This is a genomic window from Planctellipticum variicoloris, from assembly GCF_030622045.1.
In the GTDB taxonomy this organism is placed as follows: domain Bacteria; phylum Planctomycetota; class Planctomycetia; order Planctomycetales; family Planctomycetaceae; genus Planctellipticum; species Planctellipticum variicoloris.
This window is the reverse complement of the sequence record NZ_CP130886.1, coordinates 3,432,392-3,444,366: the sequence shown is the minus strand read 5'-3', so window position 1 is coordinate 3,444,366 and position 11,975 is coordinate 3,432,392. Positions and strand designations below refer to the sequence as shown.

Below are 11,975 nucleotides of genomic sequence, written 5' to 3'. Positions count from 1 at the left end.
CTTTCATGATGGTCCCATCGGCGCGATGGGTCAGAAAAGAGATGACAGCGCATTGGCTTCAGACAGTTGCAGTCGATGCGTCCGTGGACCTGTCCCGCTCGCGCACGACGTCAGTCGGATTCCTTGTTCTTGAAGTCGAACGTTTTGTGGCCCTTGACCTTGATCAGGACGATCGGCATCGCCATCAGGCACGCCCCGGAAATGCCTGATTGCACGCACACGGCCGCCGTCAGCACGCCGTCGGCCCACGCTCCGTAGTACACCCAGCCCGCGACCGGATAAAACAGGAGGACCGCCGTTGTGACGCCGGGAGAGTAGATCCGCGTCGCGACGACTGGCAGCACGTGGAACAGTGTGGCGTTGATGATCATCAACGCCGGGAGGCTGAGGGCGAACCACGGCTCCCGCCATCCGACGGACGCGCAGCATACGCCGAGCACGCCGACCAGAGCGTTGACCAGATAAAAGGAACCCCAGTCGACGGGGAGGCCGAGGACGGAGCTTGCCCACCCGCGCCAGTTCAGTTCGTACTCCTCCAGGACATGGAGGCCGTAGGCGGTCAGGGCGATCCAGAGAAGATGCTCGTGCGACACAGATCTCTCACAACCAGATTTCGGATCTCGCGCAAAGGAACGCTGTGAAAATACTCGCCCGGAACGGCGAGCGTAAGAGTCTCTCCCCCTGCAGCTCGCCGGGAAAGAGAGCGTTTTGGTGGTCCCGGTCGGTCATCTTCTCGACCTGCCGGGGCGGCGCAGCCGCGCGATGCGCATCGCCTGACGAATCTATATTCACAGCCAAGCCCGTCCGGCATCCAACCTCCCGTCGCTGCGTGACACCGATCGGCCGCGGACGGCCAGTCGGCGCCACTTCGCGCCGTTCACCGGAACGCTGTGCCACTGTGACGGTCGTGTCGCCAGTGGCGAGGAGAGGGAATCGCGAACAGAGATATAGAGAATAGCCAGAGGAAGTTGTCTGGAGTCTCCGAGTTTTTCCGTCGACCCCGGCGGGATCTGCAGACGGTAGTTCGGGGTTGCGCGCAGCGACACCCCGGGAACGGAGGGGTTCTCCCACTCCCCCCCCCAAAAAAAGACGGCGGCAGAGCCCTTGCTCTGCCGCCGTCATCGTCGTCAGCCCATTGCGTGGACGCGTATCAATCAGCCAATCCCCGGCACCGGAAACGCCTTGCAGAACTCTTCAATCTCCTGCCGCGTCCGCGCCACGACCGCCTCGTCGTCCGCATGCTGCAGCACGCCGAGGATCCACGCGCCGACCTTTTTCATCTCGGCTTCCTTCATCCCGCGCGTCGTTAGCGCCGCCGTCCCCAGGCGAATGCCGCTCGGGTCGAGGGGCTTTCGCTGATCGTAAGGAATCATGTTCTTATTGACCGTGATTCCCGCCTTGTCCAGCGTCTGCTCCGCAATCTTGCCGGACAGGCCGATCGAGGTCACGTCGGCGAGCATCAGGTGATTGTCGGTCCCGCCGCTGGCCAGCCGTACCCCGGCAGACATCAGCGTCTCCGCCAGCGTCCGGGCGTTGGCGATGATCTGCCGGGCGTAATCCTTGAACGCCGGCTGCATCGCTTCCAGAAAACAGACCGCCTTCCCCGCAACGACGTGCTCCAGCGGGCCCCCCTGCAGGCCGGGGAAAACCGTCTTATCGACCGCCTTGGCGTGGATCTCCTTGCAGAGGACGAAGCCCGACCGCGGGCCGCGAAGCGTCTTGTGCGACGTCGAGGTCACAAAGTCGGCGACCGGCACAGGGCTGTTGTGCAGCCCCGCGGCGACGAGTCCCGCGTAGTGGGCCATGTCGACCATCAGGTACGCGCCGACTTCGCGGGCGATCTCGGCGAACGTCGCATGATCGATCTCGCGCGGATAGGCGCTCGCCCCGGCGACGATCATCTTCGGCTTGTGCTCGCGGGCCAGCCGGGCGACTTCGTCGAAATCGATCCGGTGATCGGACTCCCGGACGCCGTACGGCACGACCTTGTACAGCATGCCCGAGAAGTTCAGGCTCATCCCGTGCGTCAGGTGCCCCCCGTGCGACAGATTCATCGCCAGAATCGTGTCGCCCGGCTGCAGCACGCTGAAATAGGCCGCCATATTCGCCTGCGAACCGGCGTGCGGCTGCACGTTGGCGTGCTCGGCTCCGAAGAGCTGGCAGGCCCGGTCGCGCGCGATCGACTCGATCGTATCGACGTGCTCGCAGCCGCCGTAATACCGTCGACCGGGGTAACCCTCGGCGTATTTATTGGTCAGGACCGAACCGACCGCCTCCATGACGGCCGCGCTGGTGTAGTTTTCGGAGGCGATCAGCTCCAGACCGTCAACCTGCCGCGTCTGCTCGTGTTCAATGGCGGCGAAAATGTCGGGATCGGTCTGACTCAAGGCGGACATTGCGGCAACTCCTGAAGACGGCGGGCGCGGACGGCCATCGTCCGCGGGTTCCCCGGCCCGAACACCATCCGCCAGCCGTTCCGGCGGTACGGTATCTGCCCGGGGAATCACACTTTATAATTCTAGACGCCCTCGACTCGCCACTGATCCGCCCGTTGCATCGCGTTATGCCGATGGGTTTTCCGTCCTGCGTCCGTTTTTCCGGGCGCTTAACGTGTGATCTGCATGACTGCTTCCGACGCCGCCGAGCCTGCTCAATCACCACCTCCCTCTGCTCAGGGCGATGGCGTTCTGGCCGGCGAACGGGTGACCTTCACCGGCACGCTGGCCAGCCTGACCCATCGCCAGGCGGGCGAGCTGGTCGAGCAGCACGGAGGTACCGCCACCCTCCACGTCAATCAGCAGACGACGCTGCTGGTCGTCGGCGAGGAGGGCTGGCCGCTGGAGGAGGACGGGCGTCCATCCGTGAAGCTGGAGGACGCCCATCGGCTCCAGCAACGCGGGCAGAATCTACGTGTTCTCAGCGAGGCGGAGTTCCTCAAAGCCCTGGGACTCGAAGACCGTGGCCTGGAATCCCGCGAGCTGCATACCCCGGCGATGCTGGCCCAGATGCTCGGTCTGTCGGTTCACGAAGTCCGCCGGTGGGAGCGGGCCGGGCTGATTAAACCGGCCCGAAAGCTCTACCGGCTGTCCTATTTCGACGTCGGCGAAGTCGCCCGCGTCCGCAAACTCTCGGAACTGGTCGCCAAAGGGATTCCTCCCGCGGAGATCGCCGCCAGCCTCGCACGCTTGCGTTCCGTCTTTCCCGACGTCGACCGTTCGCTGGCTCAACTGGAAGTTCTCGGCAGCGGCGAGGCGCTGGTCTATCGCGACGAACGCGGCCTGATCGAATCCGCCAGCGGCCAGCGCGTCTTCGATTTCGACGAGTCCGTCCCCGCAGAACCCGAAGCCGATACCGTCCCGTTCCTGCAGCACGAAGCCCTCCAGCGGCAACGCGTCGGCTGGACCGCCGACGACTGGCTGCACGAGGCCGCCAACCTGACCGAAGCCGGCGAACTCGGCGAGGCCGAAGAAGCCCTCCGGATGGCGCTCGTCGATCGCCCCACCGACCCCGCCCTGCACTTCCACCTGGCCGAACTGCTCTACCGCCAGAACCAGCTCGGCGGCGCAATCGAGCGGTACTACGTGGCCGTCGAATTGGACCATCAGTTCCTGGAAGCCTGGACTCAGCTCGGCTGTCTCCTGATGGAATCCCGCCGACCGGGAGCCGCGGAAGAAGCCTTCCGCGTGGCCCTCGACGTCCACTCCGACTATCCCGAAGCCCACTTTCACCTGGCCGAGCTGCTTGAAGCGAGCGGCCGGACCGAGGAGGCCGCCGGTCACTGGCGGCGCTACCTGGAATTCGACCAGCGCGGCCCATGGGCGGAACGCGCCCGACAGCGTCTGGCGGCGGGAAACGTGACGGAATAGCGCACGTGAAAACACGCCCTTCGAAGACTCGGGGCATGCCACCCAGCGTATGGCTTCGAGCTTACTTGAGCGAATAGGCCTCCGACGCATACGGATCTGTGCCGTTGGCTTCGTTCTGGGACGTCCAGTACCCCACCGCCGCCGTCCCGATCACCAGCAGCGCAAACAGGCAGATCAGCAGCCGGGCCAGCATCAGCCCGGCGGCGCGATCCGCCTGCTCGAACTCGGGGAATTCGCTCGCTTCGAAATGGGCTTCCACTGTGGGAGTCGCAGTCGCGGACATCGCAGGTTCCTGGCTTCTGAAAGACTATGCGGATTCCGGCCGGACGCAGGTCGCGCCGGGCTGAAGTAGTTTCAACAGCATATCGTCGTGCGGATAGGGGTGCCCGATGTGCTGCCGATACGCCTCGGCGTATTCGGTCCCGATCTGCGTGCCGCGGGTGCCGCACCACCGCCGGCAGCCGTCGAGGTACTCGTCCAGCCCATGCTGCCGCCGCAGCCATTCCCGCTGACTGGCATGGCAGGCCAGCATCTCCAGCTTCCGTTCGAACACCTCCGAAACGTCGACCAGCAGGTCTACCGGCTGCGGCCGGCCGTACCAGTCGATCCCTTCGATCGCGTCGACGTAATACAGAAACGGAATCTTCTCCGTCGCCGGGGCGGGATCCCATTGCTGGGTCACATAGTTCGGACACGACGCATTGAAACAGGCATCGCGAACCAGCTTGCTGGTCACTTCGTGGTCGCTCATGTAATCGACCGGCGGAGCGGTGATGACCACATCCGGCCGCACCCGGCGGATGTATTCCGTCACCCGTCGACGGCTGGGATTGTCGTGCACAATCGACAGATCCCGGAACTCCAGGCAGGTATACTCGGCCCCGATCAGCACGGCGGACTGCCGGGCCTCTTCTCGCCGGACGGCTGAAATGGCGTCACAGGTGAGCTCCGCGCTCCCGCAGTCGCCGGGTGTCATGGTGGCCATGAAGATGTCATGCCCCAGCGCCTTGAGCCGGAGCAGCGCCCCGGCGCATTGCAGCTCGATATCGTCGGGATGGGCATGAATCGCCAGAATTCGCAGTTTGGCAGCGTCCGAGGTCACAACCGGCTCCGTCAGGCCTGAAAGGTTTCAGCCATGTTCACTTCTCAAACCGTGAAGTCAGGGTGGCCGGGGCTGGAGCGTCTTCGCGAAGCCCCGGAACAGCATGCACCGGGGCCGCCCGTCGGTCCAGCCCCGGCCACCGGTCGCTGGTTGAGATGTTGCGAGGAGTATACTTCGATCGCTCCCCTGTCGAAAACGGAAGAACTCGATTCCCGATCCCTCCTCCAGACTGGCATCCGGAATCGGGCTCGGCGAGCATAAGCCGACTTCTGCTGCAGACGCTCTCCTCCCGCTGACAATTTATGACCAATCCCGCCCCGCCGTCTTCCGCCGTTCCCACGGGCGATCCGTTCCGGAATGTCGCTCGCCTCCTGCGGCTGTTCGGACTGGTCGATCTCTGCGCCCTGTTCGCCGTCGTCGTGCCCCACGTCTGGCTCAGCGACGCCGCCCGCGCCGCAGGGCTGGAAGGTTTGCCGGCGGACCCGGTGGCAGGCTATCTGGCGCGATCGGCGTCGCTGATGTACGCCCTGCACGGGGCCACGGTATTCTTCATCTCGTTCGACGTTCGTCGGTACTGGCCGCTGATCCGCTGCCTGGCGCTGCTCTCTCCCCTCCACGGAGCGATCGTGCTGGGGCTCGACATCGCCGAGGGAATGCCGATCTGGTGGACCTCCCTCGAAGGCCCCGCCTTCGCCGCCACCGGTCTCGTGGTCCTCGGACTGCAGCGCCGCGCGGAATTGCAGGTGGTTCCGCCGGGGACGGCGGGCAGAGATGACCGGGCGGATTCGCCCCGCTAAGATGTCTGCATGGCCGCCATTGAAGTGCAGAACCTGACCAAAACCTATCGCGTTTACCGCAAACGCGATGGGTGGATGGCATCCGTCAAAGCCCTCTTCCGCCGGGAATACGTCACCGTCCAGGCGGTGCGGGGGGTCAGCTTCCACATTGAACCGGGCGAAATCGTCGCTTTTCTCGGCCCAAACGGCGCCGGCAAGACGACCACGCTGAAACTGTTGTCCGGGCTGATCTATCCCTCGACCGGTTCCGCGACCGTCCTGGGCTACGTCCCCTGGGAACGGGCTCACGCCTACCGCCGCCGGTTTTCCCTGGTGATGGGCCAGAAAAACCAGCTCTGGTGGGACCTCCCCGCTCTTGAATCGTTCCGGCTGCACCGCGAGATCTACCGGATCGATCCCGCCGAGTTCGACCAGCGACTCGACGAACTGACCAGCCTGCTCGATGTGAAAAAGCTCATCCGCCAGCCAGTCCGGGAATTGTCGCTCGGCGAGCGGATGCGGATGGAACTGATCGCCGCCCTGCTCCACGCCCCGGAAGTTCTCTTTCTCGACGAGCCCACCATCGGGCTGGATGTCGTTTCTCAGCGTCGTGTGCAGGAATTCTTGCGGGAATACCAGCAACGCCGACGAGTCACCGTGATCCTCACCAGCCACTACATGAAGGACGTCGAAGCCCTCTGCAAACGGGCGATCATCATCAACGAGGGGGAGATCAAGCACGACGGCCCCCTCGACGAAATCAACGAGCGGTTCGCCAGCCACAAGCTGATTCAACTGCAGTTCGCCGGCTCGGTCATTCCGCCTGGTCTGGAGCGCTTCGGGCGGATCATCGAAGAAGCCCCGCCGCGGGTGAAGCTGGAAGTTCCCCGGAATCAGATCCCGGAAATCCTCGCCGCTCTCCTCAGCCAGTACCCGATCGAAGACGTCGGCGTGCAGGAACGGCCGCTGGAAGAAGTGATTTCCGAGTTCTTCACTCGCAGCACTCCGACCGACTCCAACCGGGTTGAGGCGGCCTCGCGATGAACTCCACCACGCTCCGGACGAAGTGGTTCATCCTGCGGACGTCGATTGACGAGCGCCTCGCCTACCGGGGAGACTTCGCCTTCGCCACCCTCGTTCGGTTTCTGCCCATCGTGACCCAGGTGTTCCTCTGGGGAGCGATCTACCAGGCTCAGTCCGCCGGCGAAGAGCGCGTGATCAACTCCTACCGCTATTCCGATATGGTGGCCTATTACCTCCTGGTGATGGTCGGCCGGGCGTTTTCGAGCATGCCGGGACTGACCTCGGGGATCGCCCGCGACGTCCGCGACGGCTCGATCAAACGCTTCCTGACGCAGCCGGTCGATCTGATCGACTGGATGTTTTGGAACCGGGTGGCCCACAAACTGGTCTATTACGCCGTGGCGACCGGCCCGTTTCTGCTGGTGTTCTACCTCTGCCGGGACTACTTCCGACAGGAAGTCACGCCAACGCTCGTCGCCGCCTGGATCGCCTCGCTGATCATGGCGTTCCTGGTCGGATTTCTGATCGAAGCCCTGCTGGGTCTGCTGGCCTTCTGGTTCCTCGAAGTCAGCTCGCTGATTTTCATCTACATGTTGCTGAGCTACTTCCTGTCGGGGCACATGCTCCCCCTCGACTGGCTGCCGGAGCCGGTGGCCGGCTGGATCCAGTGGCTGCCGTTCAAATACCTGGCCTTTTTCCCCTCGGCCGTGATCCTGGGCCGGTATTCGCCGCCCGTGCTGGCGCGCGAGCTGCTGATTGAGGCCGGCTGGGTCGTAGTCCTCTACCTGGCAAACCGCTGGGCGCTGAAGCGCGGCCTGCGAAGATATAGCGCCTACGGCGGTTAGCCGAAAAGAAGTGGTCAGCAGCGGGTGGCGAGTGAAGGCGTCCTGGTAGAGTCTGTCGCGAATTCGCGAGGCCGCGTCTATGATTGCTCTAGAGGGACTGCCCTCCTCCCGCCCCGTTTGCCGCTGAGTGATGACCACCCCGCCCCCTGCTCCGCCGTTGCCGCTGAACGTCCGTGAGGACGAAGTCTACGGCAAAGTCTTCTGGCTGCAGTACCTCGCCAACACCGCCCTGGTGCTGGCCAACGCGCTGACGTTCCGGTTCGCCGAACTGGTGAGCTTTCTGGGAGGGACCGAGCGGATCGCCGGCGATATCGTCGCCGTGGGACTTGCCGTCGCCGTCGTCGTCCGGCTCTCTGCGGCCCACGTCATTGACGACTTCGGCACCCGGCGGATGTGGATTCTCTCGTCGCTGCTGTACCTCGTCGGCTGCGGTCTGCTGATCGTCGCCCGCGACATCGGCTGGGCGATCTATCTCGGCCGGATCGCCTATGTCGTCGGCCTGACTAGCATGTTCGCCTGTTCGATGACCAACATCCAGCACCGAGTGCCCGCCCATCGCCGGACCGAAGTCATCGGCAACCTCGGCAGCAGCGGGTTCATCGGCATGATTCTCGGCTCGAACATCGCCGACTGGTACATCCGCTTTCTGCCCCACGGCCACGTGCAATTTGCCGCGCTATTCGGCACCGCCGCAGTCGTGGGGGTGGTCTATCTGATCATCGTGCTGATCCTCACCGACGGCGACCGGCCGCTCCGGGAGCATCCCTCGGCGCCGGCCTTTCGACTGCTGTTCCGGCACTGGCCCGGCATGGTGGTTCTGGTCTCGATGATCATGGGACTGGGTGTCACCGTCACGACGGTCTTTCTCACCCGCTACGCGACGCATCGCGGCATCGAAGGGCTCGGCTGGTTCTTCAGCGCCTACGCAGTCTCCGCCTTCGCCTTCCGCATCCTGGCGCGAAACTGGAGCCGAACCATCGGCCGCCACTGGATGCTCATCCGCGGTCTGCTCGGCCACACCGCCGGCCATCTGCTGCTGTTGCCCGTCACGGAAGGCTGGCAGTTCATTCTGCCGGCGATCGTCTGCGGCTTCGGCCACGCCCTGCTCTTCCCGGCCGTCGTCTCGCTGGGTTCGGGAGCGTTTCCGCCCGAGTCCCGAGGCGCCGGAACCGCGATCATCCTGGGTTTCACCGACTTCGGCTCGCTCCTCTTCTCGCCAATCCTAGGGCGGATCATTGTGGATGCCGGGTTTACCGCGATGTTTCTAACCTCAGCCGCAACCGCCCTGCTGGCGGCGATCATCTACGTCCCGATCGCCATCCGGCACCGGGACGAAGAATCGACCCCGGTCGCCAGTCCGCCGGCGCTCGCGTTTGATACCGAATGAACGCCGGAGAGAAGATCATTTCACCGCGGAGACGCGGAGGACGCGGAGAAGAGGAAGACCGAGAAGACTTGAACGAGAGAACGGAGAGAAATACAGTAACAGTGCGGAATTGCAATGGATTTGGTTGGCATATTTGCCGCTGGAACTTGCAGGTTGCTGGGAAGGGAGCACTTCATGTTAGACCACGAAGTTCTCTCCGGGCGAATCTGCGGGGCCGCGATCGCCGTCCATCGAGAATTGGGGCCAGGCTTGCTGGAGTCCGCGTACGAAGCGTGCTTGTGTCATGAACTTGGATCACTCGGGATCGGTTATCAGCGACAACTTGAGTTGCCGGTGCATTACAAAGGGATGACGCTGGATTGCGGTTACCGAATGGACCTGCTTGTCGAGGATACGATCGTTCTCGAACTGAAGTCCGTCGACGCTCTGCTCCCGCTTCACACGGCCCAGTTACTGACCTATCTGAGGCTCTCGGGAAAACCCGTCGGGATTCTGCTCAACTTCAATGTGCCGGTCATGAAGGAAGGAATCCGCCGAGTCGTTTTGAAGACAAAGTCGTAAGCTTCTCATGAATCGTCTCGTGCAGTCACATGTTACCGACCGTCTTGGATTGACCTGAACTGGCCTTAATTCTCTCTCGTCTCTTCCTGACAAGCCATTTGTCTTCTCGGTCTTCCTCTTCTCCGCGACCTCCGCGTCTCGTATGTTGAATCCATCTACCCCGTGTGGTGTCATGGGACACGCGGCGGGGGCCGCTTCGGAGCGTAGCGACGAAGCGGCCCCCGCCGCGGCCGGCGACAGATCGATCGCGTCTGGGGCCTCAGAGCCCGCCGCGGAGCTGGATCGTCGTCGGCATGGTCGTACCAGCCCGAACAGCCGTTTGAGCCGGAAGCGTTCTCGAAACTCTCCGAGCTCGCATTTACGAGATTGGGAACACGCCATCGACCCCCGCATCCACATCGGCATCGACGTCTCCAAGGCACGACTCGATGTCGCCATGTCCGACTCCTCTTCCCTCCTGGCCGTCGACAACGACCTCAAGGGCTTCCTGAAACTCCTCAAGCAGCTCCCCCCACCCGACCGCTGCCAGGTCGTCATGGAGGCCACCGGCACCTATCACTTCGACGCCTTCCTCTGTCTCAACGATCACGGGTATCACGTCGCCGTCGTGCCCCCCATCCGCGTCCGCGCCTTTGCCACAGGGGCCGGATGGATCGCCAAAACCGACGCCATCGACGCACGCGTCCTCGTTCGTTACTCCAAGGTCGCCGAACTCCAGATCACCGAAAAACCCTCCGATTTCCAGCTCAAACTCCACGCACTCGTCACTCGCCGACGGCAGCTCGTCGACCTCCACGTCCAGGAGTCCAATCACTTCGAAGCCGCTCGCGACAAGGCCGTCAAAGACGACATCGAGCAAACCCGAAACATGCTCAAAATACGCATCACTGCCATCGAAAAACAGATCGACGATCTCTGCGACTCCGACCCCGATGCCAAACGCCGCGTCGAACTCATGACCTCCGTCCCAGGCATCGCCAAACGGACAGCCGCCGTGCTCCTCGGAGAACTCCCCGAACTCGGCGACGCCAACCGCCAGCAGGTCGGAGCACTCGTCGGCGTCGCCCCCTACAACCGCGACAGCGGCAAGTCCTCCAAACTCAGATCCATCCGCGGCGGCAGAGCCTCCGTCCGTTCCGCTCTCTACATGGCGGCACTCACCGCCTCACGCTGCAACCCCGTCATCAGACCGTTCTATCGCAGACTCAAAGACGCCGGTAAGCCAAGCAAGGTCTGCCTCACCGCCTGCATCCGCAAACTCCTGACCATCCTCAACGCGATGATCAAATCCGACACCGCCTGGAACCACGGACTCCAAAATGCGTAAATCTCACAAATCCACCTTGACCAACAACACAGCCGCTCCGCGGTAAAACTTCTTCCGGATCCTCGTCTGCGGCCGGACCGTTTCGAGCCTCGCGTCCGGACAGTACGATGCGAGCCTGTCGTTTCGTGTCGCTTCTGGAGGGACTTCGCCGTGTCTGCCGCTCCCCGCGTTGCTCAGAAATCCGTCGTCAAGGGCCGGATCAAGCAGTCGATCGTCTTCTGGTGCTTTAACATCGCCGGCGAGAACTGGGATCTCGACCGCATGTGCCAGGTCACCCGCGAACTGGGCTGCGACGCCCTCGAAATCGTCCCCCCCGAAGACTGGCCGACCCTGCAGAAATACGGCCTCAAATGCGTCCTCGCCCCGAACGGCATGCCGGGCGCCCCGTTCGTGAAGGGTTTCAATAACCCCGCTTACCATGCCGAGGTGATCGCGGCGACGAAGGCCGCCATCGACGCCAGCGCCGCGGCCGGCTGCCCGAACGTGATCGCCTTCACTGGCTACAAATGGCGGAACGCCGAGGATCCGACCAGCGGCGAGTTCTCCAACGAAGAATGCCTCGCCAACTGCGTCGCCGGGTTCAAGCAGGCCGTCGGGTATGCGGAAGAAAAAGGGGTTACGCTTTGCCTGGAGCACCTCAACACCCGCGATGACACGCACCCCATGAAGGGGCACCCCGGCTATCAGGGGGACGACATCAACCTCGTCGCCAAGATCATCCGGCAGGTCAATTCGCCCCGGCTGAAAATGCTGTTTGACATCTACCACGTGCAGATCATGCACGGCGACGTCATCCGCCGGATCGAGGAATTCAAGGACATCCTGGGTCACATCCACGTGGCGGGGAACCCCGGCCGGGCCGAACTGGACGACAACCAGGAAATCCACTTCCCCCCGATCCTGCGGAAGCTGATCGAGGTCGGCTACACGGGCTACGTCGGCCAGGAATTCATCCCGACCCGCGACCCGATCGCCGGGCTGGAAGAGGCCGTGCGGCTGTGTGACGTGTAGAAGTCTCGCGTTGGTGGTATCGGGTGGCCGGGGCTGGACCGCAGGGAAGCCCCGGCCTTCTCTTTCCGGGGCATCGC

General features: G+C 63.3%; 12 protein-coding genes. 8 read left to right on the top strand and 4 right to left on the bottom strand.

What is annotated here, in order from left to right:
- Positions 1 to 110: 110 nt before the first annotated feature.
- Both SH412_RS13260 and SH412_RS13255 read right to left on the bottom strand, forming a co-directional pair.
- Positions 111 to 593: an HXXEE domain-containing protein gene (locus SH412_RS13260; protein ID WP_336523994.1), complete on the bottom strand. Its 483-nt coding sequence runs from the start codon at positions 591 to 593 to the stop codon at positions 111 to 113.
- A 561-nt stretch (positions 594 to 1,154) separates the two neighbouring features.
- The gene (locus SH412_RS13255) at positions 1,155 to 2,396 is read right to left on the bottom strand and encodes a serine hydroxymethyltransferase (protein WP_336523993.1); all 1,242 of its coding nucleotides are present in this window, start codon (positions 2,394 to 2,396) and stop codon (positions 1,155 to 1,157) included.
- Between the two features lie 225 nt (positions 2,397 to 2,621).
- Here SH412_RS13255 and SH412_RS13250 point away from each other — a divergent pair, with 225 nt between their 5' ends.
- Positions 2,622 to 3,866: a tetratricopeptide repeat protein gene (locus tag SH412_RS13250; protein ID WP_336523992.1), complete on the top strand. Its 1,245-nt coding sequence runs from the start codon at positions 2,622 to 2,624 to the stop codon at positions 3,864 to 3,866.
- A 61-nt stretch (positions 3,867 to 3,927) separates the two neighbouring features.
- Here the strand turns inward: SH412_RS13250 and SH412_RS13245 are convergent, their stop codons facing one another.
- Both SH412_RS13245 and SH412_RS13240 read right to left on the bottom strand, forming a co-directional pair.
- Positions 3,928 to 4,149: a hypothetical protein gene (locus tag SH412_RS13245; protein WP_336523991.1), complete on the bottom strand. Its 222-nt coding sequence runs from the start codon at positions 4,147 to 4,149 to the stop codon at positions 3,928 to 3,930.
- A 24-nt stretch (positions 4,150 to 4,173) separates the two neighbouring features.
- Positions 4,174 to 4,968 carry a PIG-L deacetylase family protein gene (locus SH412_RS13240; protein ID WP_336523990.1) on the bottom strand — a complete coding sequence of 265 codons (795 nt, stop codon included), beginning with the start codon at positions 4,966 to 4,968 and terminating at the stop codon, positions 4,174 to 4,176.
- 302 nt (positions 4,969 to 5,270) lie between these two features.
- On the opposite strand from SH412_RS13240, the gene SH412_RS13235 reads away from it, so the two are divergent.
- The 7 genes from SH412_RS13235 to SH412_RS13205 all read left to right on the top strand — a co-directional run bounded on the left by SH412_RS13235 (position 5,271) and on the right by SH412_RS13205 (position 11,898).
- A complete protein-coding gene (locus SH412_RS13235; protein WP_336523989.1) occupies positions 5,271 to 5,765 on the top strand; it encodes a hypothetical protein in 495 nt (164 codons plus the stop codon).
- 9 nt (positions 5,766 to 5,774) lie between these two features.
- Positions 5,775 to 6,788 carry an ABC transporter ATP-binding protein gene (locus SH412_RS13230; RefSeq protein WP_336523988.1) on the top strand — a complete coding sequence of 338 codons (1,014 nt, stop codon included), beginning with the start codon at positions 5,775 to 5,777 and terminating at the stop codon, positions 6,786 to 6,788.
- Complete coding sequence (locus tag SH412_RS13225) at positions 6,785 to 7,612, top strand: ABC transporter permease (RefSeq protein WP_336523987.1); 828 nt, start codon at positions 6,785 to 6,787, stop codon at positions 7,610 to 7,612. Before SH412_RS13230 ends, SH412_RS13225 begins: the two co-directional genes overlap by 4 nt.
- A 130-nt stretch (positions 7,613 to 7,742) precedes the next feature.
- Entirely contained in the window at positions 7,743 to 8,999 is a 1,257-nt protein-coding gene (locus SH412_RS13220; protein ID WP_336523986.1) for an MFS transporter, read from the top strand.
- A gap of 174 nt (positions 9,000 to 9,173) precedes the next feature.
- Entirely contained in the window at positions 9,174 to 9,560 is a 387-nt protein-coding gene (locus SH412_RS13215) for a GxxExxY protein (RefSeq protein ID WP_336523985.1), read from the top strand.
- A gap of 142 nt (positions 9,561 to 9,702) precedes the next feature.
- The gene (locus SH412_RS13210; protein WP_336519166.1) at positions 9,703 to 10,887 is read left to right on the top strand and encodes an IS110 family RNA-guided transposase; all 1,185 of its coding nucleotides are present in this window, start codon (positions 9,703 to 9,705) and stop codon (positions 10,885 to 10,887) included.
- Positions 10,888 to 11,037: 150 nt separating this feature from the next.
- Positions 11,038 to 11,898: a hydroxypyruvate isomerase family protein gene (locus SH412_RS13205; RefSeq protein WP_336523984.1), complete on the top strand. Its 861-nt coding sequence runs from the start codon at positions 11,038 to 11,040 to the stop codon at positions 11,896 to 11,898.
- Positions 11,899 to 11,975: the final 77 nt, after the last annotated feature.